At 35.1% G+C, this 24220-nt stretch carries 19 protein-coding genes; 16 read left to right on the forward strand and 3 right to left on the reverse strand.

Translation table 11 applies throughout. The features are described from left to right. Nucleotides 1-109 precede the first annotated feature (109 nt). The 3 genes from BM296_RS00440 (at nt 110) to BM296_RS00450 (ending at nt 4105) form a co-directional block, all read left to right on the forward strand. Nucleotides 110-2350, forward strand: coding sequence for an alginate lyase family protein (locus BM296_RS00440; RefSeq protein WP_091900580.1), 2241 nt, complete (start codon nt 110-112; stop codon nt 2348-2350). A gap of 23 nt (nt 2351-2373) precedes the next feature. Beyond that, entirely contained in the window at nt 2374-2748 is a 375-nt protein-coding gene (locus tag BM296_RS00445) for a cupin domain-containing protein (RefSeq protein ID WP_091900582.1), read from the forward strand. A 106-nt stretch (nt 2749-2854) separates the two neighbouring features. After that, nucleotides 2855-4105 carry an NRAMP family divalent metal transporter gene (locus BM296_RS00450; protein WP_091900585.1) on the forward strand — a complete coding sequence of 417 codons (1251 nt, stop codon included), beginning with the start codon at nt 2855-2857 and terminating at the stop codon, nt 4103-4105. 2 nt (nt 4106-4107) lie between these two features. On the opposite strand, the gene BM296_RS00455 is transcribed toward BM296_RS00450, so the two are convergent. Further along, nucleotides 4108-5202 (reverse strand): type I phosphomannose isomerase catalytic subunit, encoded by a 1095-nt coding sequence (locus tag BM296_RS00455; protein WP_091900587.1) that lies wholly within the window; start codon nt 5200-5202, stop codon nt 4108-4110. A 634-nt stretch (nt 5203-5836) separates the two neighbouring features. Between BM296_RS00455 and BM296_RS00460 the strand changes: the two genes are divergently transcribed. From BM296_RS00460 to BM296_RS00480, 5 genes are all read left to right on the forward strand, one after another. After that, nucleotides 5837-8872, forward strand: coding sequence for a SusC/RagA family TonB-linked outer membrane protein (locus BM296_RS00460; RefSeq protein ID WP_091900588.1), 3036 nt, complete (start codon nt 5837-5839; stop codon nt 8870-8872). 26 nt (nt 8873-8898) lie between these two features. Next, entirely contained in the window at nt 8899-10428 is a 1530-nt protein-coding gene (locus BM296_RS00465) for a RagB/SusD family nutrient uptake outer membrane protein (protein ID WP_091900590.1), read from the forward strand. A gap of 194 nt (nt 10429-10622) precedes the next feature. After that, complete coding sequence (locus BM296_RS00470) at nt 10623-11324, forward strand: FadR/GntR family transcriptional regulator (protein WP_027066121.1); 702 nt, start codon at nt 10623-10625, stop codon at nt 11322-11324. A gap of 56 nt (nt 11325-11380) precedes the next feature. Then, nucleotides 11381-12658 carry an MFS transporter gene (locus BM296_RS00475; RefSeq protein WP_027066120.1) on the forward strand — a complete coding sequence of 426 codons (1278 nt, stop codon included), beginning with the start codon at nt 11381-11383 and terminating at the stop codon, nt 12656-12658. 13 nt (nt 12659-12671) lie between these two features. After that, nucleotides 12672-13433, forward strand: a complete 762-nt coding sequence (locus BM296_RS00480; RefSeq protein ID WP_027066119.1) for an SDR family NAD(P)-dependent oxidoreductase — start codon at nt 12672-12674, stop codon at nt 13431-13433. Between the two features lie 58 nt (nt 13434-13491). On the opposite strand, the gene BM296_RS00485 is transcribed toward BM296_RS00480, so the two are convergent. Next, a complete protein-coding gene (locus BM296_RS00485) occupies nt 13492-14508 on the reverse strand; it encodes a LacI family DNA-binding transcriptional regulator (protein ID WP_091900594.1) in 1017 nt (338 codons plus the stop codon). Between the two features lie 149 nt (nt 14509-14657). Between BM296_RS00485 and BM296_RS00490 the strand changes: the two genes are divergently transcribed. From BM296_RS00490 to madM, 8 genes are all read left to right on the forward strand, one after another. Next, complete coding sequence (locus BM296_RS00490) at nt 14658-15704, forward strand: sugar kinase (RefSeq protein WP_091900596.1); 1047 nt, start codon at nt 14658-14660, stop codon at nt 15702-15704. A gap of 44 nt (nt 15705-15748) precedes the next feature. Further along, nucleotides 15749-16969: a 6-phosphofructokinase gene (locus BM296_RS00495; protein WP_091900598.1), complete on the forward strand. Its 1221-nt coding sequence runs from the start codon at nt 15749-15751 to the stop codon at nt 16967-16969. Between the two features lie 8 nt (nt 16970-16977). Next, nucleotides 16978-17646 carry a bifunctional 4-hydroxy-2-oxoglutarate aldolase/2-dehydro-3-deoxy-phosphogluconate aldolase gene (locus tag BM296_RS00500; protein WP_027066115.1) on the forward strand — a complete coding sequence of 223 codons (669 nt, stop codon included), beginning with the start codon at nt 16978-16980 and terminating at the stop codon, nt 17644-17646. A 291-nt stretch (nt 17647-17937) separates the two neighbouring features. Then, nucleotides 17938-19602, forward strand: a complete 1665-nt coding sequence (locus tag BM296_RS00505) for a tetratricopeptide repeat-containing sensor histidine kinase (protein ID WP_091900600.1) — start codon at nt 17938-17940, stop codon at nt 19600-19602. A gap of 3 nt (nt 19603-19605) precedes the next feature. Continuing rightward, nucleotides 19606-20271 (forward strand): response regulator, encoded by a 666-nt coding sequence (locus BM296_RS00510; protein WP_091900602.1) that lies wholly within the window; start codon nt 19606-19608, stop codon nt 20269-20271. Between the two features lie 414 nt (nt 20272-20685). Further along, nucleotides 20686-22164, forward strand: coding sequence for an acyl-CoA synthetase (locus BM296_RS00515; RefSeq protein ID WP_091900605.1), 1479 nt, complete (start codon nt 20686-20688; stop codon nt 22162-22164). Nucleotides 22165-22175: 11 nt separating this feature from the next. Beyond that, complete coding sequence (gene madL, locus BM296_RS00520) at nt 22176-22550, forward strand: malonate transporter subunit MadL (RefSeq protein WP_091900607.1); 375 nt, start codon at nt 22176-22178, stop codon at nt 22548-22550. Nucleotides 22551-22552: 2 nt separating this feature from the next. Next, a complete protein-coding gene (gene madM / locus BM296_RS00525; protein WP_091900609.1) occupies nt 22553-23299 on the forward strand; it encodes a malonate transporter subunit MadM in 747 nt (248 codons plus the stop codon). Between the two features lie 32 nt (nt 23300-23331). On the opposite strand, the gene BM296_RS00530 is transcribed toward madM, so the two are convergent. Then, on the reverse strand, nt 23332-24219 hold the full coding sequence (locus BM296_RS00530) for a transglutaminase family protein (RefSeq protein WP_091900611.1): 888 nt from the start codon (nt 24217-24219) through the stop codon (nt 23332-23334). Between the last annotated feature and the right edge of the window lies 1 nt (nt 24220).

A 24220-nucleotide genomic window follows, 5' to 3' on the forward strand; every position in this document is an offset into this window, starting at 1 on the left:
AAAAATAAAAACACTACCCTATAATTCATTTGTTTCAACCTTCTGCAATAAAATAATTTTCAGAAAAAGATACTATTTTCAAATGATTTTTGAATAGCAAAATAAAAGAATGTATATAAAAAGAATCAACTGGGCGATAATAACTATCACATGTTTATTTATAAGCATTTGCCCTCTAATCATTCAAGCTCAAGAACATCCTAACCTTATTTTAACCAAGGCTGGGGTAGAAAAAATTAGAGCTCAATTAGGTAATGTTCCTCTATTTGATGCTTCACTTCAAAAACTAAAAGAAGAAGTAGATGCAGAAATGGCTCTAGGTATAGATACACCTATTCCAAAAGATTATTCTGGTGGCTACACACATGCACGTCATAAGCGTAACATGACAGTGATGCAACAAGCTGGTGTTCTATATCAAATATTGGACGATGAAAAATATGCGAAGTATGTAAAAGACATGTTAATGCAATATGAGGGTATGTATAAAACATTACCGCTGCATCCAAAAACAAGATCTTATGCTAGAGGTAAATTATTTTGGCAATGTTTAAATGATTCTAACTGGTTAGTTTACGTTAGCCAGGCTTACGATTGCATCTATAATTACTTAAGCAAGGTCGAAAGAAAAAAATTAGAAAAGAATCTTTTTAAGCCATTTGCAGATCATATTTCGGTAGATAGTCCGCAATTTTATCAAAGAGTTCACAATCACAGTACATGGGGCAATGCCGCAGTTGGTATGATTGGTTTGGTGATGAATGACAAAGAGTTAATTGACCGTGCGCTATATGGTATTAAAGGGGTGAATTTAGATAAAACCGCTAAAGATGACGATGGTGGTTTTTTGAATGAAGATGGAAAAGCAGGTTTCTTAGCGAATATAGAAGAGCCATTTTCTCCTGATGGATATTATAATGAAGGTCCTTATTACCAACGTTATGCCATGTATCCTTTTTTAATTTTTGCTGAAGGATTACACAACGTAAAACCTGAATTAAAAATATTTAAGTACAAAGATGGTGTCCTTTTAAAATCAATTAATGCACTCATTAATTTATCTGATGCCGATGGCGATTTCTTTCCACTAAACGACGGACAAAAAGGGATGTCATACTATAACGATGCTTTAGTTACAGCGGTAGATATTTCTTATTATTTCGGGAACCAAGACCCAGGCTTGTTAAGTATCGCTGAAAAACAAAATAAGGTCTTATTAGACGATTCTGGCTTAGCAGTTGCGCTCGGAGTTAAAAATGGTGAAGCCAAACCATTCGATAAAAAATCAATTAACCTATCTGATGGACCAGATGGTACCCAGGGTGGAGTTGGTATTTTACGTAGTGAAGATTTAGAGCTTGTTTTTAAATATGCTTCGCAAGGATCAAGTCATGGTCATTATGATAAGTTGTCCTATTCATTCTACGATAATGGAGATGAAGTACTACAAGATTACGGTTTAGCCCGTTTTGTAAATATTGAGCAAAAAGGTGGTGGTAACTATTTAAAGGAAAATAAAACTTGGGCAAAACAAACCATTGCCCATAACACACTAGTGCAGAATGAGAAGTCTCACTACCAAGGTAAATATGATATTGGAAGTAAGTATCATCCAGATTTATATCTTTTTGATGTTTCAAATGCCGACATTCAATTATTAAGTGCAAAGGAAACAAATGCGTATCCGGGAACAGAAATGCATAGAACTATGGCTATTATCAAAGACGAAAGTTTTGAAAAGCCATTCATGCTAGATATTCTTAAAGTCAAATCTGACAGCACAAATCAATACGATTTACCTTTTTATTTCATGGGGCAAGTATTGAACACAAATTTTGAATATGAAGTTCCTAAAACGCTAGAACCTTTAGGAAAAGACAATGGATATCAACATTTATGGTCAGAAGGTTGTGCTAATACAACAGACGAAAACACCAAATTAAGTTGGTTAGAAAAAGGGAGATTCTACACCTTAACATCTGCAACTTTAAAAGATGATGAACTACGGTTTGTAAGAATAGGAGCTAACGACCCAGAATTTAATTTAAGAAGAGAAGCGGGCTTTATTATTCGTAGAAAGGATTCTAAAAACACGCTGTTTGTTTCGACGATAGAAGCACATGGTAGTTATAGTCCAGTCTCAGAATCTGCCTTGAACTCTAAAAGCAACATTACAGATTTAAAAGTGATTTTAGATACAGTAGATTATACAGCTATTTCAATTACTACCATAAATGGTAATAGTAAATTGCTTATTCTAGCAAATAATAATGCTTCTAAAGAAGCGAAACATATTTTGAAAATAAACGATAAGGATTACACTTGGACAGGTTCTTATTATTACAATTAAACTAATATTAAAACAATAAAAAAATGAAGCGATTTAGTGAAAAGTACGTCATTTCAAAAGATATGGAATGGGAAAAACTTGGAGGAGGTGTATCACGAAAGTTTTTAGGATACGATAATCAAATCATGATGGTGAAAGTAAAATTTGACAAAGGAGCATTAGGTGCGCCACATCAACATTTTCATACTCAGGCTACTTATTGTGTTTCAGGTAAATTTGAATTTGAAATTGATGGGGTAAAGCAAATTGTAGAAGCAGGTGACGGAGTTTATATAGAACCTAATTTATTACATAGTGCCGTTTGCTTAGAAGAAGGTATGCTAATTGACACTTTTAGCCCTGTAAGAGAAGATTTCTTAAGCGGAGGTGCGGTATCTTATTTCGGAGATAAAGAATAGATAACCATCAATTATTATTATAATTTTAATGGTTGTATTTCAATTCGAAAATATTTTATGAAGTAAATATTATTTTAATCACATTTTAAATGCTGAACCAAAGATTATGACAACGGAAAATATATCCATTACAGGAAAATTTAAAAGGAGTCTTAAGAATTTTGGTCCAGCATTTTTTATTATCGGCTATGTTGTAGGCACAGGTAGTGTAACCTCTATGGTAGTTTCTGGTGCTAAGTATGGGCTTAGCCTTTCATGGGCACTTCTACTCTCTTGCTTTTTCACATACTTCTTATTGGTGTCAATTAGTAAGTTGACCATCGTTTCTGGAGATACCCTAATGCTTAATTTTAAAAAAGCATTTGGAAAACCGCTCACCATTTTTATTATTACCGCATTACTGGTATCAATAGTTTCTTCATGCATAGGTGTTATGGGTGTTGTTGCCGAAGTAACTATGGAATGGATTTCAGTAAAAACCTCCGTTTCATTTCTTAACAAACCTATTGTTTCTATCTTTTTCATCGCATTACTTATTGGTCTTTTTTGGACCGGTAAACACGAAAATTTCATAAAGGCAATGAGTATTATGGTTGGCTTTATGGCACTGGCTTTTATCATTACTAGTTTTATGGTGGTACAGGAAGCTGGCACTTCTATTTCCGAGTTCTTCCCAGAATTACCTAAAGGCGATAATAACGGATTAGTAATTGCCGGTATAGTAGGTACTACTATGGCCGGTGTTTGCTTAGCTTCTAGAAGTATTTTGGTTCAAGAACAAAACTGGGGCTTAAAAGATTTAAAGACAGAGAATAAAGATGCCATGTCCTCTATGGTAATGACATTTTTAATTAGTCTTGCCATAATGATCAGTGCAACTGGCACACTTTACTTTAAAGGTGCCCCTGTAGATGATGCTACTGATATGATGCATGCTTTAGGACCATGGGCAGGAGATTTTGCTCTTACCCTATTTACCTTGGGAATTATTGGCGCAGGATTATCATCAATCTTCCCCAACCTATTATTATTCCCTTGGCTGATCGCAGACTATACAGACACTGAGCGCGATATGAAAAAACCACTATATAAGGGTATAGTAGTTTTAGTAGCACTATCTGGTTTAATCGTTCCTATTTTAGGAGGAAAACCAGTTTGGATCCTAATAGCCTCTCAAGCATTGAGTCCGTTCGTAATGCCTTTAATTACACTCTTTCTTCTTATCCTTCTAAACAAAGAGAGCATTATGAAAGAACATAAAATAGGTCTTTGGATGAACCTGGCTTTAGGTGCTACTTTTATATTCAACTGCTATATGCTATACGTTGCCTTAAACGGATTTATTGATTTTATCTAATCTTACTTAGGAGGATAACAAAGTAATATCTTCGATTCAATTTTGGAGGTAAAAACAACCTCATCTATTGCAGCAGAGAAGAATATTTCATCACCTTGAGAAAAACTATATTCTTTTCCCCCACATGTAATGCTACCCTCACCAAAATAAATTACCGCAACAAAAAAGCTACCATTGGCTTTGATTGAATGTTCTCCGTTCAGATCCAATTCGCTTAAACCAAAACAATCTGTGTGCGTCTCATTAAATATGGTATTTAGGGTATGGGTATCAGAAGAATCTATTGTTTTTGGAGATACCTTCCATCTTTTCAAGGCTTCCTCGTAAGAACAGCCATCATAATGAAAACAGTCTAACATATTTTGCTCCCCTACTCCCTGATGTATCAGTTCATCGGAGATTTCTAGACCTGCAGGTGTAATCTTTTCCACACGCATGGTATAATCCGTAGGTTCTTGAACTTCCATTAAAAAACAACCACTACCAATAGCATGCGGCACACCACCATAAATCATATACGCATCACCAGGGTTTACTTCTATTTTATGTAAGCACCCCAACATACCTTCAATATCTTGATTTACAAATAGGGTTTCCCATTGTTCTTTTGTAACTCCTTCCTTAAAGCCCATGTAAATGACACTTTTTTCGCCATTTACCTCGCGCTTGTTCAATACATACCAAGATTCAGTTTTACCGAAAGCCGAGTTAAGCATAGTGCGGGCATAATTTTTATCTGGATGTACTTGAATGGTTAATCGCTCTTTAGAATCAAGCATTTTAATGAGCACACCAGTAGTGCCAAATTTATCAGCTAAAGCTTTTCCTAAGTATAATTCTTTGTTAGAAGCCACTAATTCTTTTAACGAATGTGTGCCCGACGGTGTTTCAACCAAAGACAACCCTTCATTCTCAGGTCTTCCATTTCCTCGAGCCGTAACGGTAGACATAATCCACTCTTCTGGCATACTACCATCCACTTCTGGAGTCACTTGTTTCCACTTATCTATTAATGCGCCACCTTCATAAGTACGCCAAACCCTATTAGAATATTGTTTTAATGGTATAGATGCGTATTGCTCAAAATTGTTCTTCATAATACAATGCTTATTGTTCAATAAAATTATCAGAACCCAATGAATATCAAAAGTTTGAATTCATTGAATACTATCTATTCTTAAAAAATAATTGAAAAATTAGAGAGGAAAACCATTCAAATTTAGTGATTTTACGACTAAAACCCCCTCCAAATAAGAGCATATTTGAGAAAATTAAAAAAGCCTTATTTGTTAACAAACTGCTATATCCTCAATAATTTATAGGGTTAAAAGAATATTTCAAAAATTATAGCGACTCTAAAGTTGTTAAAATGCAAATTTCTCTTTTTTTAACGATTAAATAACATATATTTGGTAAACCAAATTGGATAACCAGTTTGGAAAACCAAAAATGAGTCATCATTCCTTAAATTAAAATCGAACTTAAATTTCACTTAAACTCAATGACAAAAAAATCAGATTAACACATTTACAACATTACTTCTCATTTAAATGGAGAAGATTAATTACAACATGTATTATTTGCTGTTCATGTTTTTTCCTTAAGCAAGAGTTTAACAACTTGAAAAGAACATAACAGATGTAAAAATGAAGTTTTACTCAAAGTTTCATTTTAGAATGCTTTAATCAGACTTTAATAAGTCGAACTTAAATTAACATAACAAGACTACAAATGAATTTAAAAACGAAATTAGTATTAATGATGGTATTGTTACTCAACATATCATTATTCGCACAAGACGGCTACACCTTAACTGGTACGGTACTGGACGAAACAAATATGCCCGTTCCAGGAGCTAACGTTGTTATCCAAAACACAACTACAGGAACTTCTACCGATTTTGACGGTAATTTTTCAATTACAGTTTCTAACGGTGATGTTTTAGAATTTTCTTCTATTGGTTATGCCAAAAAGGAAGTAGCCGTTACCGGTCAACAAACTTTAAACGTTGTTCTTGCTGAAGACGCTAGTCAACTTGAAGAAGTTGTTGTTGTAGGTTACGGTTCTCAGAAAAAGAGTGACATTACCGGTTCTGTCTCTTCAGTAAAATCTGAAGAATTGAACGCATATCCTGTGTTAGATGCTGCTCAAGCTCTACAAGGTCGTGCAGCGGGTGTTGTAGTACAATCCAACAACGGTGGTGAACCAGGCGCTCCAATCAGTATAAAAATTAGAGGTAATACCTCTATTAATGCAAGTAGCTCTCCGCTTGTTGTTGTAGATGGTTTTGTAGGTGCTTCTATGCCACAGGCTAATGATATTGAGTCAATGGAAGTTTTAAAAGATGCATCGGCGACTGCTATATACGGATCAAGAGGTTCAAATGGTGTTATACTTGTAACTACTAAAAAAGGTAGAAGCGGAAAATTATCAATTGAAGCTAACACCACTTACGCAATTCAAAATATATCTAACAGATTAGATTTGTTGAATGCTAGTGAATTTGCCGATTATCAAAATCAAATTAGAACTAATAATGGTGTTTCTACGCCATATGCTCAAGGACCTGCTAATACTGACTGGCAAGATTTAATCTATAGATCAGGTAGCACATCTAATAACCAAGTATCATTTTCAGGTGGTAGCGAGAAAATTAATTTTTATGCTTCTGCCAACTACTTTAAACAAGATGGTATTATAATCGGTTCTGATTTTGAAAGATTAACTTTCTTATCTAACATCGACGCTCAAGTAACAGATAAATTAAAGTTAGGAATGAACCTTTTTGGAAGTAGAGGCATTAAAAATGGTTCTGCAACACAATCAAACGGTTCAGTTTCTGCTGGTGGAGATGACGTAATTACTTTAGCTTTAAGATATGCACCTGATCAACCAGTTTATAATGCAGATGGAACTTATACATTTGGTAATACTGTAGGTGACCCTGTTGACAACCCATTTGCTGTTGCAACAGAAAGAATCGATGAAACAAAAACTGATAATTTCAGAGCTAATTTATATGCTAATTATGAAATCTTAGAAGGTCTTAGTTTTAAAACTACTTTTGGTTTAAGTACAGAAAATCAAACTAGAGGTATCTTCTTACCATCATTATTAACCCAGACTGCAGGTGGGGAAAGCGGAAGAGCAATAGTAGATACTAATAGAGAAACAAGTGTTTTAAGTGAAAACTATTTGACTTACACTAAAGAATTCGGTAAAAGTAACTTAACCTTATTAGGAGGGTACTCTTACCAAAAAACCGTTAATGAAAACTTTTTCTCTGAAGCTACCGGTTTCATCTCAGATGGTTTTTCTTACTATGGTTTAGGTTCCGCAACGAATATCTTACAACCAAGTTCTTCAAAATCAGATGTAGAAATTCAATCTCAATTTGGTAGATTTAATTATGACTTCGATGATAAATATTTATTGACCGCAACGATAAGAAGAGATGGTGCATCAAACTTTTCGGCTAATGAAAAGTATGCTCTTTTCCCTTCTGCAGCTTTAGGTTGGAAAGTTTCTAATGAAAACTTTCTTAAAGACAGCAAGGCTATTTCTAATTTGAAATTTAGAGCTAGTTACGGTGTTACTGGTAACCCTTCAATTGGTGCTTACGAATCTTTATCAAGACTTGAGACGCTTTATGCTTCAAGCAACGGACAAACTGTTAGTGCTGTAACTCCAGAACAACCTGAAAATCCTAATTTGAAATGGGAATCTTCATACCAAACAAACTTTGGTATTGATTTGGGTCTTATTAACAATAGGGTATCTGTATCCTTGGATTACTACAACATAGATACTAAAGATTTGATTTTAACGGATAACAGTATCACAGAATATTTAGGTTTCTCAGGTGATGATATTTTAGCCAATGTTGGGGAAATAAACAACAGAGGTCTTGAAATTGCTTTAAGTACAAAAAACATTCTTAAAGAAGATTTTAGATGGACAACCGATTTCAATATTGCATTCAATAAAAATGAAGTAGTTAGCTTAGTTAATGATGCAGATTTGTTTTTCGATGCTACGCCAAGTTATTTTAGTCATGACAGAAGTTATGTTTTAAGAGTTGGTGAAGAAGTTGGTCTTTTCTGGGGTTATGAATATGCTGGTGTTTATCAAGGCGGTACAGCTCCTGCAGGTACACAAACCTTATCAGGTGGCGTAGCAGGTGATCCATTATTCGCAGATATTGATGGAAGTGGTGATATTACAGAAGCAGATAGAACAACGATAGGTAATCCTAATCCTGATTTTACATGGGGCTTCACTAATAACTTTAGCTACAAAAATTTAGATTTAAGTATATTTCTTCAAGGTTCTCAAGGCGGAGATATCTTTAACTTGACCAATGTTCAGTTAACGAATGGAGATGCAAATACTACTAGAGCTTACTATAATAGTGCATGGACTCCAACAAATACAGACACAAACGCTCCGCGTGTTGGTAACAACAGTAACAGAGAAATTTCTTCTCGTTTTATAGAAGATGGTAGTTATGTTAGACTTAAGAATATTTCTTTAGGTTACACAGTACCTTCTGATATTACAGAAAAATTAGGTCTTGATAACCTTAGATTATCTTTAAGTGGCCAAAACCTATTAACCTTTACAAACTATTCTGGCTTAGATCCTGAAGTAAGTTACTATGGTTCTGGTGGCAACAATAACACTTCATCTAATACCGCTCAAGGTTTTGACTTTGGTAACTACCCAACGGTAAGAACTGTTACTATGAGCCTTAATTTAAAGTTTTAATAAAGAATTAATTTAAAATAAGAAAAATGAAAATATATAAATTATTACTGTTATTGGTAGGGTTATCAATAATGGGCTGTTCAGATTTAGAAGAAGAGCCTGTAGGTATATTGTCTGCTGAAGGTTTCTTTGAAACTCCTGCAAATATACAAACAGCGGTAGATGGTTCTTTAACTCATGCTATCAACGAGAAGTTTTGGGGTAGAAAATTGTCAATTGCGTTAATGTTACGTTCAGACATGGTTAGTCTTGCTTCTAATGAAACAAGAAGGGTTGAAATGAACGAGTTTACTACTCTTGCCAGCAATGGTATGATCAGTGAATTTTGGCCAAGAACCTATCAAGGTATTGCTGCTGCGAACGCTGCAATTGCTGGGGCTGAAGATGTAGATGTAGATGATTCCATAAAAAATCCTATAACAGCTCAAGCTTATTTTGCAAGAGCGTTCTACTATTTTCATTTAGTACGCCTTTTTGGAGATGTTCCTTATATCGATGCTCCAGTAACTGATTTTGATGCCGCTACCTCTATAAGTAGAACTCCAGCTGCAGAAGTATATGAAAATATAATTTCAGATTTAGAGTATGCAAAAACGTGGTTACCAGCAACGGTAACTTCAAGAGCTACACCTTCGAAAGCGGCAGCTAGTTCTTATCTAGCTTTAGTTTATTTGACATTAGAACAATGGCAAAACTCTTTTGACGAAGCTCAAGAAGTTATTGATAATGCAGGAACTTATAATTTAGCATTAGAGTCCAACTTTCAAAACCTATTTAATGCCGATGTAATAGATGCATCTCTTGAACCGATTTTTGCATTAGACTACAATAATTTCGAAGCTGATGATAATGCTTATGACCAAACAGCTCCTATGACCGGTATCAGAGGAGACGATAGAAACTTAGGAGGAGGATGGTCTGTAGCCGTACCAACTTTAGAAGTTTATACAACATGGGATGCAGGAGATTACAGAAGAGCTGTTAGTATGGACGACGAAGTATCTATTGGAGGTACAGTTGTTGACTACACTCAATTTGACATCAGTGGTCACGAATTTGCCAAGAACAACCCTTACGTTGCAAAATACACGCGTTTTCCTGGACCATTTGCTCGTGCAAACGCTAGAGCAACTAGCCATAACTATTCTATGATCCGTTATGCAGAAGTATTATTGATTGCAGCGGAAGCAGCAGTAGAACTAGGAGACAACGCAACTGCCCTTAACTATATCAACCAGGTTAGAGCAAGAGCTAGAATGGGTGGAGAAACTCAAACTGGGGCAGGTGTTCCTGTAACTTTTGAACCAAGTGCAGTTCCTGCGGACCTTACAGGAACCGTTACAATTGACGACATCTTAGAAGAAAGAAGATTAGAGTTTGCTTTTGAAGGAATAAGATGGTACGATATTGCTAGAAGAAAAATAGGAAACGAAGTATTTGGAGCATCTGGATTAGAAGGTGAAAAGCCATTTTTCTCTGAAGATGATTATTTACTTCCATTACCTGAAGACGAATTAGAAAGAAACCCTAACCTTACACAGAACCCAGGGTACTAAATAATATATAAGTTAATTAAAAGAGAGTTGTTTGAGTTAGTTGTTAAGATTGCTGGCTTGTTAAGCGAGCCAGCAAATCTTTTAGAATAAGTATCTAACATTAAGTACTTGAAATAATTAATAACGAGGTTATTTTTATAAATTTGAAAAACCAATCTGGTTAACCAATTTTTTGAAATAACAAAATGTGAAATATGAAGCTACAAATCCTTACTAAATCCGAACATAAAGATCTTCATAATGATATTATCGCTAAAATTCGAGATTTAATCAATAACAAAAATCTTGAGCCTGGAGATAAATTACCTTCAGAGCGTATGTTATCAGAACGATTTAATGTAAGTAGAGGAAATGTACGCGAATCAATTCAGAAATTAGAATTCTACGGAATCCTAAAATCTAAACCACAAAGTGGAACATTCGTAGCGGACATTGGTCAAGTAGCAATGAACGGTATGATGGATGATATTCTTGGACTAGAAGACCCAGATTTTAAATCATTGGTGGAAACAAGAATCTTATTAGAACTAAAAACAGTACGACTAGCTGCACAAAGAAGAACAGATGCAGATTTAGTAAAAATGGAAGCGGCATTAGATGCTTACAAAGAAAAGGTATTGAATAATGAAGATGCTGTTCAAGAAGATTTACTTTTTCATTTAGCAATTGCCCAAGCTTGTAGAAATAGTACTATCAATAGAATGATGCTAATTATTACACCAGAGATCATAAACAATTTTGAAAAATATCATGTTTGTGACAAGGATCAAAGCTTAAAAGGAATAAAAGAGCATCAAGATATTTTTGACGCTATAAAAAGACAAAATACACAGGAAGCAAAACAGATGATGAAAGTACATTTCAATGCTCTTTATCAATATTGTTACAATATATAAAAGGCTTTCCTTTAAAAAATTTATAACCAAGCACTAACCAAAAAGAACAAATTATTATGAAAGTTAAAGGTTTAAGATGGTGGATTATCACATTGATTTGCTTGGCTACAGTAATCAATTATATCGATAGAACAGCTTTCGGTGTCATGTGGCCAGAAATGGGCAAAGATTTGGGTATGGACGAATCTGACTACGGAATAATGCTTAGTATTTTTATGGGCACCTACGCCATAGGTAAATTTCTTTCAGGTAAACTTTATGACATTATTGGTACAAGAATGGGGTTCGTTGTATCAATTGTTGTTTGGTCAGTAGCATCTGTATTTCATGCTTTTGCTAGAGGACTTATTTCACTTACTTTATTTAGAGCCCTTTTAGGTTTAGGTGAGGCAGGTAATTGGCCGGGAGCCGTAAAAAGTAATGGAGAATGGTTTCCTGTAAAACAACGTGCAATAGCTCAAGGTATATTTAATGCAGGAGCATCTTTAGGTAGTGTAATAGCTCCACTATTAATTGCTTTCCTTTATGGGCATTTTGGATGGCGAATGACATTTATAATCATTGGTTTAGTAGGTTTAATATGGGTAATTCCATGGTTGTTCATTAATAAATCTAAACCAGGAAAACACCCTTGGATTACAGAGGAAGAGCTAAAATTTATTAATAGCGATAGAATTGTAGATTTAGATAAAGATGATGATGAAAAGGGACTATCTGTTGGTCAAATATTAAGTTATAAAGAATCTTGGGGTGTATTAGCATCTAGATTTTTTATAGAACCTATATGGTGGCTATTTGTAGGTTGGATGCCACTTTACTTGAATTCTGAATTCGGCTTTAGCGTTGAAGAAATAGGATCGACCATTTGGATTTCTTATTTAGGTGGAATGGCTGGTAGTATTATTGGAGGTTGGTACAGTGGAAAATTAATGGAAACCAAATCTGTAGATGCCGCTAGAAAAATTACTATAACTATTGGCGGTGTCTTAATATTCCTAGGTCTACTCGGAATCATTTTCTTAGTTAATGAAAATAACCCAATGACATTTATTTATATAGTTGCTGTTGTTCTTTTTGGCTTTCAATTTGCCATTGGTAACATACAAACTATATCAAGTGACCTCTTTAGAGGCCCATCTGTAGGAACCCTTGCAGGTTTAGCAGGCACGGTTGCCGCTGTATCGGTAATCATTATGAACTCTTTAATTCCAATGATTGCGCAGGTATCGTACACTCCGGCATTTATTGTAATAGCAGTATTAGCCCCAATGGCTGTGCTGTCCATTTATGTATTGATTAAAAAAATTAGACCAGTAGAAGTTGAATCAGAATAACAATTAAATAATTATGAGTACAGAAGGAAAAGTAGCAGTAATTACAGGAGCAACTGGAGGAATCGGTTTTGAAGTTGCTAAAAGATTAGGACAAGACGGTTTTACAGTTATCTTAAATGGTATAGATGACGAAGCTGGCGCCAAAAGAGTAAAAGAATTGACCGCAGAAGGTATTACTGCAGAATATTTAGGTTTTGACGTTACTAATGAAGAAGCTGTAACCAAAAACATCAAAGCAATTGGTGATAAATACGGTAAAATTGATACGCTAGTGAACAATGCTGGTGGATTAGGAGGTAGATCAAGATTCGAAGAGATGACTACTGAATTTTACAGATCGGTAATGGCATTAAACCTTGATTCTACATTCTTTGCATCAAGAGCAGCGATCCCTTACCTTAAAAAAGGTGAACACCCATCTATAATCAATTATACATCTAATGCAGCATGGACCGCAGGTGGACCAGGTGCAGGTATATATGGTACATCTAAAGCAGGTGTTAATGCTATAACTAGAGCTTTAGCTAAAGATCTTGCAGAATATGGTATTAGAGTTAATGCAGTATCTCCTGGTACAATTGATACTCCATTCCATGCACAGATTAAAGCTACTAAACCAGAAGTTTTCGCTTCTTGGGCAAATAACATTATGTTAGGTAGATTAGGACAACCTAGTGATGTTGCTGGTGTTGTTTCTTTTCTTGCAGGTAAAGATGCTGCTTTCATTACAGCAGAAACTATCCAAATTGGTGGTGGTCAAGCTTTAGGAATCTAGATTAAATTCTTTATATACATACTAAAAAAGCGTTATTGTAATTACAATAACGCTTTTTTTATTCAGATGAACTTCTAACTATTAATTCTGAATCTAGTATTATTTTATTCAAAGATTGTACAACAACATCCCTTTCTAAATAACCCAAAAAAGTTTCAGCGGCCAGCTTACCTATTTGCTCACTATGTTGATTAATACTAGTAATTGAAGGAGTAACTAAAGAAGTGAACGGCTCATTTCCAAACCCCACCAATTTTATTTCTTCGGGTACTTTTATTCCTTTTTCCTTTAAAACCTGTAGAGAACCCAAAGCGGCATAATCACTTGCTACATAAACCGCATCTGGTCTATTTTTTAACGCCAACAATTTTTCTATTTGTTGCCTTCCATCTTCTAAAGTCAAACTACTTTCTATCAATAACTCATCATCATGTGGCAAGTCGTGCTTTTTTATCGCATCGATATAACCCCGTATTCTGTTATTAAAAATTCGCGTTCTTCTATATCCGCCAATATGTGCTATACGCTTACAACCTTGTGATACTAGATGATCAACAATCATATGACTACTCTTATAATCATCGATACCAACATAATCCACATTTAAATCATTCTCCCCCCTATCAAAAAGAATTAGCGGAATTCCATAAGATTTTATTTTTTCATAATAAGATAAATCGACCGTCTCATTCGCCATAGATGCAATAATTCCATCTACCTGAGTATACAATAGGGCATCAATATTCTTACATTCCTTTTCAAAAGATTCGTTAGATTGTGTTATAATAATATTATACCCGGCTTTATTGAGTACCTCCTCCATGTTTTCAACCACCGATGAGAAAAAACTACTATTAGTCCTAGGCACTATTACCCCTACTAAATTGCTTTTTCCTTTCCTAAGAGCACTTGCTAAATGATTAGGTTGATAATTTAATTCTTTGGCTACTTGCTTAACTGCTTTTTTGGTTTTTACGCTAATGCGCGCATCATCGTTTAAAGCTTTGGAAACAGCTGCGGTAGAAATACTTAAAACATTAGCAATGTCTTTTAAAGTTGTTCTTTTTTTATTCAACTTCTTTATATATATTTGTTTAATCGATTAACCAAAAGTAAGACTTTAATTAACTTAATCAAAAAATGTCTTTTTTGGTTATTTTTTACCCTAATTGGTTAATCGATTAAACAAGCAATAAATTATTACATATTTAACTAATAGTCAACATGAAAAAAGTAGTAACATTCGGGGAGATAATGCTTCGCTTAGCACCTCAAGGATTTTTAAGATTTTCACAAGCCAATAATTTTGATGTCGTATACGGTGGTGGAGAATCTAACGTAGCGGTTTCTTTAGCTAATTATGGTGTTCCTGTAGATTTCGTAACACGTTTGCCAAAGAATGATATTGGTGAATGTGCGATGATGGAAATGCGTAAAAGAGGTGTTGGAGTAGATAAAATCGTTTATGGTGGTGACCGTTTAGGTATCTATTTCTTAGAAACCGGAGCAGTATCTAGAGGTAGTAAAGTAGTTTATGACAGAGCACATTCGGCAATTGCAGAAATTGAATCAGGAATGATCGATTGGGACGCTGTTTTTGAAGGTGTTGAATGGTTTCATTGGACAGGTATTACACCAGCAATATCTCAAGGAGCCGCTGATGTTTGTTTAGAAGCTGTTAAAGCTGCAAGTGCAAAAGGAATTACAATCTCTACAGATTTAAATTATAGAGCTAAACTTTGGACATACTGTGACGATGCTCACAGAGAAAAAGTAATGGCTGGTTTAACTGAGTATTGCGATATTATTTTAGGGAACGAAGAAGATGCTGAAAAGCATTTTGGAATTCACCCAGAAGGATTGGATGTTCATAAAGATGGTGCCGATGTTAAAGCGGAAGCTTTCTTATCTGTATGTAAGCAAATGATGAAGAAATTCCCTAAAGCTAAAAAGGTAATTACTACTTTAAGAGGTTCTATCTCTGCATCGCACAACACATGGGCAGGTGTATTATGGGACGGTTCTAAAATGTACGAAACACGCCAATACCAAATTACAGATATCGTTGATAGAGTTGGTGGTGGAGATTCTTTCATGGGAGGTTTGATCTACGGATTATTAAAATACCCAGAAGATGACCAAAATGCATTGGACTTCGCAGTTGCTGCATCATGTTTAAAGCATACAATTAAAGGAGATGCCAACCTAGTAACAGTTTCTGAAGTAGAGAAACTAATGGGTGGTGATGCTTCTGGTAGAGTTGCTAGATAATTCAACTCAATTATAACACTTAAAATATCCTTTAAAATCTAAATATGTCTAAAAAATCTGTTTTAATTCTTTGCGGTGGCGGACCTGCACCAGGTATAAATACCGTTATCAGTACCGTTGCAAAAGCATTTTTAAAAGATGACTACAGAGTATTAGGACTTCATGAAGGTTTTAAAGGAATATTCGATAAAAATCCTAAAATCAAGGAGTTTGATTTTTTCCATGCAGATAGGATTTTTAGCAGGGGTGGCTCAACATTAATTATGAGCCGTTTTAAACCTAAAAACGAAAAACTAAACACTAACCTGTTTATTGATAATAACGTAAAACTGTTGGTAAGTATAGGTGGTGACGACACAGCTTCTACTGCCAACAGAATTACTGGTTTTTTAAAGAAAGAAGGAATAGCTATTGCTAATATTCACGTACCCAAAACCATTGATAACGATTTACCCTTACCAGATAGAAACCCAACATTCGGTTTTCACTCAGCAAAGGATGAAGGTGTACGTATTGGCAATACAACTTATGAAGATGCACGTACCAGCCAAAACTGGTTTGTAATGTCTACTATGGGGCGTTCCGCAGGGCATTTGGCATTTGGAATTGCAGCAAGTTGCCACTTTCCAATGATGATTATTCCTGAAATGTTCAACCGTACTTCTATCACTTTTGATAAAGTGGTACGTATGGTAATTTCTTCCATGATCAAACGTAAAATTGAAGACATCCATTATGGTGTAGCTCTAATTAGTGAAGGAGTTTTTCATAATATGCCTGAATCTGAATTGGATAAATGTGGTATTAGTTTTACCTATGATGATCACGGACATCCAGAATTAGGGAATGTTAGTAAAGCGCATATTTTTAATATGCTAGTTCAAAAAAAATTAAAGGAGTTAGGTATTGATATTAAAAGTAGACCGGTTGAACTGGGCTACGAATTACGCTGTTGCAGGCCCATAGGTTTTGACCTTACACTATGTACGGTTTTAGGTCTAGGCGTAAAAAAATTATTTGACGAAGGTAAAAGTGGCTGTATGGTCACCGCTAATTCTAGAGGGGAAATAACGCCCCTATTCTTATCGGATATTCAAGATGAGAATGGCAAAATTGCACCTCGTTTGGTAGATATTAATTCAGAATTAGCTGAGTTATGTTTCCAAAACCTATTCTATGTAAACGAAGGTGATTACAAGGATGCAAAAAAATATGTACCCAACCCTTCAGAATACGATTTCAACAAAATTTTAACCGAGAAATAAAAATACAAATGGCACAATATTCAAGAATAGAAGTAGCAAATGTAATGAAGGAATCTGGTATGGTCCCTTTGTTCTACCACCCAGATATAGAGTTAGGTAAAAAAATATTACAAGCTTGTTATGATGGTGGTGCAAGATTAATGGAATTTACCGCTCGTGGCGATTTCGCTTTTGAAGTGTTTTCTGAATTAAACAAATACGCAATTAAAAATCTTCCAGGTATGATTATGGGTGTAGGATCAATTACAGATGCTGCAGCTGCTTCATACTATATGTCTATTGGCGCAAATTTTATTGTAACACCTTCTTTAAGAGAAGATATAGCAATTGTTTGTAACCGTAGAAAAGTATTATGGTCTCCTGGCTGTGGTTCTTTAACGGAAATAAACAAAGCCGAAGAAATGGGCTGTGAAATTGTAAAATTATTCCCTGGAGACCTTTACGGACCTGGTTTTGTAAAAGGAATTAAAGGACCTCAACCTTGGACAAGCATAATGCCAACAGGTGGTGTAAGTACAGATGAAGCCAACCTTAAAGCTTGGTTCGATTCTGGAGTTACTTGCGTTGGTATGGGATCTAAACTTATCAGTAAAGATATTTTAGCAAATAAAGATTACGCAGGATTAGAAGCTTTGGTTAAAGATACCTTAGCCAAAATCAAAAAAATGCGGTCATAAAGCATAAAGGCATCTATAAATGAATTAAACACTCATTCTCTGTAGCCTTATAAAAGTGCATATTTAAGTTGTTAGTTGGAAAAGAGCATTAAAATCTATGGCATTACGCCAGATTTTGTGCTCTTTTTGTTTTTATATTACCAAAACAGAATACTGCCGTTCAAAATTAAAACTACCTAATTATTTAACTATCAGACAGATAAACTTTATGCCTTTAATTAATGTAAATTTTACACGATACATTACTTAAATCAGAAATGTAAATACACAAATTGTTTTTACTTTAGAGGAATGGAATACAAAAAAGTGCCATCTCCCAACCATATATTTTTCCTCTTTATTTGGATTTTACTACTACCTTTTTATTCCATAGCACAAATATCAAATGACACCATTCGCTATTACCATAATGCCATTACAAACCCATCTGTACCACTAGATCTTCCTTCTGGAATTCAATTCTTCACCAAAAAAAAACAGATTGATTTAAAAACAAACGACACCTTAAGCGCCATATATGATTTAAGGTTATTATCTATTGCTGAATTCAAAATTGGAAACAATTTTAATAGTGAAAACCACATTGTTGAAGCGCTAGACCTTATACAATCGATGACTTCAGGAGATACGCTGATTAATGCAAAAGTTGGTCTTTACAATCAACTTGGTAGAATTTATAGAGCTTCTGATAACTTTTCGGAAGCCATAAAAACTTATGACAAAGCTTTAGCCATTGCCCACAAGCTAAATGATAGTGTTGTTATTCTCAACAATAAAGCAAACATATACAAAGACCTAACAGAATTTAATAATGCCTTAGGCATTTATACATTACTAAATGATAAACATTCGCAATTAAATAACGACAACCAAAAATCTTTGATAATTGATAACCTTGGGTATATACAATCTAAACTTAATTTACCAGAGGCTTTTGAAAATCTGCAGAGTGCTTTAGCGCTACGAGAAAAAAATAGTGATCTTATTGGTCTTCATGCTAGTAATACCCACTTATCTGAGTATTATTTAGACAAAAAAGATACTACCAATGCTATTATTTATGCAGAAAAAGCGCTGTCTTTATCTAACAAAATCAATAGTAATTCCTTTAAACTTGAATCCATTTCTAAACTTATGGATATGAATAAAAATCCACTTATTCATGAATATAGAAAATTGACCGATAGTATTGCAAAAGCCAAACAAGTTGCGGAAAACAAAAATGCTTTTCTAAAATATAATGTAGCTGAAGAACAGAAAAAAACACAAGCCAGTAAATTACTTCAAGAAATTGAATCTCGTAAAAGACTAGCATACCAATCGCTAGCCTTTGTCATTTTTCTAATTTTAATTGGCTCCTACTTTATTTATCGTAATAGATATAGAAAAGCGAAGATTGAAGAAATCTATAAGACAGAAACCAGAATTGCCAAAAAAGTACATGATGAAGTTGCAAATGATGTGTATAAACTAATGGCTTCTCTTGAGAATAATTCAAATATCGATAACAAGTTGATAGATGAAATGGAGAAAATTTATACTAAAACAAGAGATATTTCGAGAGAAAATAGCGCAATTGACCTTAATCAAGATTTTGGCATTCAATTAAATGATTTGCTGTTAGGTTATAAAAACGGTAATGTAAATGTAATAACCCGTAACCTGTCTAAAATACCTTGGAACACTATACATGAACTAAATAAAACTGCTATTTACAGGGTATTACAAGAGTTAATGACAAATATGCGTAAACATAGTCAAGCGACTTTTGTAACCTTGGTCTTTAAAAAAGTGGGATCAAAAATTCATATAAATTACCGTGATAACGGAGTGGGATGTGATCTTTCTAAAAAAAATGGACTTCAACATACGGAATCCCGTATCGCTTCTTTAAAAGGAACTATTATTTTTGAATCTAAGCAAGGTGATGGCTTTAAGGTATCAATAATAATTTAGCGCATGTTCAAAAAAGTTTTAATCGCAGAGGATATGGAAGACATCAATAAAGGTGTACATACCCTACTGACAGAGTTAGGAGTTTCACATATTGATCAGGTTCAATATTGCGATGACGCGTATTTAAAAATCAAAAGAGCTGATCTTGATCAAGAACCTTATGATTTGGTCGTCTCTGATTTGTCTTTCAAAGTAGATCATAGATTACAAACGTACACTTCTGGACACGCTTTGGTGGAGAAGTTAAAGGAAGAATTCCCCGACCTTAAGGTAATCGTTTACTCTGTAGAGGATAGACTGCAAGCCGTTAGAACCCTTTTCAATCAACATAATATAGATGCCTATGTTTGTAAAAGTAGAAACGGACTTAAAAACTTAAGTCTTGCCATTAGCGAAATAGCTGTGGGTAAAACTTTCTTATCTCCTGAAGTGTCCAATGCTTTTAGCAGCGCAAACGAATTAGAAATTGATGACTATGATATCTCCCTGTTAGACAATCTAAGTAAAGGATTATCACAAGATGAAATAAGTGCTTTGTATAGAAAAGAGAATATTTCACCTGCCAGCCTAAGCTCTATAGAAAAACGACTTAATAAATTACGTATCCAGTTCAATGCCAACAATGCCATACATCTTGTGGCAATCGTAAAAGATTTAGGTCTAATATAAAATTAGAATTTTTACATCACTCTTACGGAAAACCGTAACTCCGTTTTACAAAATGCGCTTAGTTTTGAAATCGTATAACTAGAAATTTAAACACTAAACATAAACTATAACTTTTAATACTATGGCCATCCTGCTGAAGAGGTATTTCGGGGGAACTAACCAATTTGGCAGGTATGGCTTTTATCTAATATTCAAAGAGACTAAATACTTATCTGCCGAGGTTGTTTTTCTAAATTACATCAATTCTTTTTTAATAAAAAAATACAACTACATCATTAATCTCATCAAAATTTCACCCCTAGTTTATCAATATCACATTAAACTCTTGAATGTGTAAATATCCTTTCAATTTTGGCGTTTTCAGAATTGGTGCTTACCTTGTTTGGCAGTCTATTTTTTAAGCAACCATAAACCATGATAACATTAATTGAAAGAGCCAATTCGTTCAGCGAACGAATTGCCATTAAAAGTGATGGCCAAAATTATACATACAATCGATTATTAGAGCAGTCAGCATCCGTTGCCGCTTATCTTCTACAAGACCAAAAAGATTTAAACGAAGCTAGAATTGCATTTCTAGTTCCTGCTAGTTTTTCATATGCCGCCGTTCAATGGGGAATTTGGAGAGCTGGTGGTATTGCAGTTCCTTTATGCGAAAAGCATCCCTTACCATCAATTCAATATGTACTAGAAGACACTAAAGCAACTACAGTCATCTATACCGAAGCATTCGAAGAATTGCTTTCGCCTCTTTTTAAAAGCACCAATATTCAATTTCTAAAATATGCAGATATTACTCCTAAAAAATGTGAGTTACCCACAATAACCTTAGACCGAAGAGCACTTATCTTATATACAAGTGGCACTACTGGGCTACCTAAAGGTGTGGTAACCACTCATGCCAATATTGAAGCACAAATTACGGCGCTAACAACGTCTTGGGAGTGGAACAAAAATGACCATGTGCTGAATGTTTTACCACTGCACCACGTACACGGTATCATAAATATGTTGAGTTGTGCCTTATGGAGTGGTGCCTGTTGTGAGTTCTTACCAAAATTTAGCCCGAAAGCTATATTTGATATTTTCTCGAAAGACGCGCTTAATATATTCATGGCAGTACCCACCATTTATTTTAAATTAATCACCTACTTCAACGAACTTCCCCAAAATGAACAATTAGCAATTTCCGACCATTTGTCCAAATTTAGGCTCATGGTATCAGGATCTGCTGCATTGCCGGTTAGTGTTTTAGAAGAATGGAAAGATATAAGCGGACATACATTATTGGAACGTTATGGAATGACAGAAATGGGCATGGCAATTAGTAACCCATACAACGGCACACGTAGACCAGGTCATATTGGCCAACCATTACACGGGGTATCTATTCGACTTGCAGATGAAAATAACAATGCTGTTGCTGTTGGTGAACAAGGAGAAATTCAAATTAAAGGGCCTAATGTATTTAAAGAATATTGGGGGAAACCAGATGCCACGGCAGAGACATTTACGCAAGACGGATGGTTTAAATCTGGCGATATAGCCATTTTCGATATTGATAGCTATCAGATTTTAGGTAGAAACTCTGTAGACATTATTAAATCTGGGGGTTATAAAATCTCGGCATTGGAAATTGAAGAAGTACTGCGCACACATCCGAATATTAAGGATTGTGGCGTAGTTGGTATTCCAGATTTAGAATGGGGTGAAATTATTGGTGCAAGTATCATCTTAAAATTCGGAGAGTTATCTACCGATGATTTAACCTCGTGGATTCAAGAAAAATTACCAGCTTACAAAACTCCTAGAAGGTTTGTTTTTCAAGATGACTTACCTAGAAATGTTATGGGTAAGGTTACCAAAAACGAAATTAAAAAACTGTTTATTTAAAAAATCATCCAATGAAAATTTACGGGGTAGCACTATTGGCAGCATGTTTTTTAGTTGGAAAACTATTAGGGAATCTCTTAGGAAAACTGATTAACATTAATAGCGATATTGGAGGTGTTGGCTTTGCGATGATTCTATTGATCGCATCTAGTATTTACCTTCGAAAAAAAGGATGGTTAGTTCCTGAGACAGAGAAAGGCATCTTGTTTTGGAGTTCCATGTATATTCCGATTATTGTTGCAATGGCCGCAACATTGAATGTAAAAGCAGCCGTCTCTGGTGGCTTCGTTGCTGTCGTTGCCGGCATTGTAACCACTTTTGCATGTATGATGCTTCTACCCGTACTTTCCAAAATCGGTAAAAATGATACTAGCCCTAAAAACTAAGCATGGAAATCATTGATAAAGTCATTGCTAAAAACGGACTCATATTTGCCTTTCTCTTTGTTGGTTTTGTAATGCTGTTTTCATTTTTAATTTCTAAAAAGCTCTTACGTAATAAAATACCTGGTGTTGCCATTGCCATTCTCATTGGTTTGGCGCTCGCATTTACAGGTAATAAAAAAGGTATGGCCGATATTCCACTTTTTGCTGGCATGGCAATTTTAGGCGGTTCCATGTTTCGAGATTTTGCTGTTGTAGCTACAGCCATGAGTGCCGATATTTCAAAAATTAAGCAGGCCGGACTTGCAGGTATTATTTCGCTATTTATTGGGGTAACCGTGACCTTTTCTTTAGGTGCAACCATTGCTTATTTCATGGGGTACACCGATGCTGTAAGCATGACCACCATTGCTGCGGGCGCAGGCACCTACATTGTAGGACCTGTAACCGGTACAGCATTAGGAGCCAGTTCAGATGTGATTGCTATAAGTGTAGCAACGGGTGTTATTAAAACAATTTTTACAACTATCATCACACCTGTAATCGCAAAAAGAATAAAATTGGATAATCCGCATGCGGCAGTTGTATTCGGCGGTCTTATAGGTACTACGAGTGGTGTAGTAGCCGGTTTGGCCGCAACTGACGAGAAGCTTGTGCCTTATGGAGCTTTAACAGCTACATTTTATACTGGGGTTGGATGTTTGTTATACCCTTCAGTTTTTTATCTGATCTTAAAATTCTTCGGGTTTTAGTTTTACAGTTAATAAACTAGCTATATAATTTATCATACGGAAGCTATATCAACTGATACATGCAATTTACTCTGTCCACTGCCGTACACTACTCCTTTTAAAGGCGGTACATCATAATAATCTCTACCCCACCCCACTACAATATGCTGGTCTTTGGGTATTTGGTTATTGGTAGGATCAAAATCTACCCAACCAAAACCTGGTATAAAAACAGCGAACCATGCATGCGATGCATCGGCACCTACCAACTTCTTTTTACCCGGTGCAGGTAATGTTTCTATATACCCACTTATATACCTCGCCGGTAAACCAACCGAACGTATGCAGGCAATGGCAATTTGGGCAAAATCTTGACAGACACCCTTCTTCTCTTTCATTACCTCTTCTATAGGAGTAGATATTGTGGAGAATTCTGAATCAAAATCAAAATCTGTATAAATACGTTGCATCAATTCATAAGCGGCTTCAAATACAGACCTTTCCCCTTTAAAAGAAACCTCAGCATAATCACGTATTGCCTTATCTGTTCTTCTTATAAAAATAGATTCTAATATGTATTGCTTAGCCTCTAGAATTTCTGGGTGCATGCCATTTAATGCTGCCAATGCATCGTTCATCGTTATACTCTTACAGGCATCACTCTTGAACGATTCGTGAAACTTGGCATACTCTCTTTTAATTTTACTCCGAGTAGTAACCTTTAAGGTTTTATGTTCTGTCTGTATAGAAAAACGGGTAATATAATTACCGAAGAAATCTACTCGCTCACTTATCTCTGCCGGCTCTGGCGAAATATCAATACTGTATTCTAATAACTCTTGCCCTTTAGATTCTCTTGGGCGTAGCGTGGCTATATTATGACAATAGCTTACAGGAGCATTATAATCGTACTTAGTAATATGTGTAACGTTAAATATCATA

The organism is Maribacter stanieri (assembly GCF_900112245.1).
Classification (GTDB): Bacteria; Bacteroidota; Bacteroidia; order Flavobacteriales; family Flavobacteriaceae; genus Maribacter; species Maribacter stanieri.

Coding starts and splice junctions, on each gene's coding strand:
- BM296_RS00440 (WP_091900580.1), top strand. CDS start 110: ATGTATATAAAAAGAATCAACTGGGCGATAATAACTATCACATGTTTA.
- BM296_RS00445 (WP_091900582.1), top strand. CDS start 2,374: ATGAAGCGATTTAGTGAAAAGTACGTCATTTCAAAAGATATGGAATGG.
- BM296_RS00450 (WP_091900585.1), top strand. CDS start 2,855: ATGACAACGGAAAATATATCCATTACAGGAAAATTTAAAAGGAGTCTT.
- BM296_RS00455 (WP_091900587.1), bottom strand. CDS start 5,202: ATGAAGAACAATTTTGAGCAATACGCATCTATACCATTAAAACAATAT.
- BM296_RS00460 (WP_091900588.1), top strand. CDS start 5,837: ATGAATTTAAAAACGAAATTAGTATTAATGATGGTATTGTTACTCAAC.
- BM296_RS00465 (WP_091900590.1), top strand. CDS start 8,899: ATGAAAATATATAAATTATTACTGTTATTGGTAGGGTTATCAATAATG.
- BM296_RS00470 (WP_027066121.1), top strand. CDS start 10,623: ATGAAGCTACAAATCCTTACTAAATCCGAACATAAAGATCTTCATAAT.
- BM296_RS00475 (WP_027066120.1), top strand. CDS start 11,381: ATGAAAGTTAAAGGTTTAAGATGGTGGATTATCACATTGATTTGCTTG.
- BM296_RS00480 (WP_027066119.1), top strand. CDS start 12,672: ATGAGTACAGAAGGAAAAGTAGCAGTAATTACAGGAGCAACTGGAGGA.
- BM296_RS00490 (WP_091900596.1), top strand. CDS start 14,658: ATGAAAAAAGTAGTAACATTCGGGGAGATAATGCTTCGCTTAGCACCT.
- BM296_RS00495 (WP_091900598.1), top strand. CDS start 15,749: ATGTCTAAAAAATCTGTTTTAATTCTTTGCGGTGGCGGACCTGCACCA.
- BM296_RS00500 (WP_027066115.1), top strand. CDS start 16,978: ATGGCACAATATTCAAGAATAGAAGTAGCAAATGTAATGAAGGAATCT.
- BM296_RS00505 (WP_091900600.1), top strand. CDS start 17,938: ATGGAATACAAAAAAGTGCCATCTCCCAACCATATATTTTTCCTCTTT.
- BM296_RS00510 (WP_091900602.1), top strand. CDS start 19,606: ATGTTCAAAAAAGTTTTAATCGCAGAGGATATGGAAGACATCAATAAA.
- BM296_RS00515 (WP_091900605.1), top strand. CDS start 20,686: ATGATAACATTAATTGAAAGAGCCAATTCGTTCAGCGAACGAATTGCC.
- madL (WP_091900607.1), top strand. CDS start 22,176: ATGAAAATTTACGGGGTAGCACTATTGGCAGCATGTTTTTTAGTTGGA.
- madM (WP_091900609.1), top strand. CDS start 22,553: ATGGAAATCATTGATAAAGTCATTGCTAAAAACGGACTCATATTTGCC.
- BM296_RS00530 (WP_091900611.1), bottom strand. CDS start 24,219: ATGATATTTAACGTTACACATATTACTAAGTACGATTATAATGCTCCT.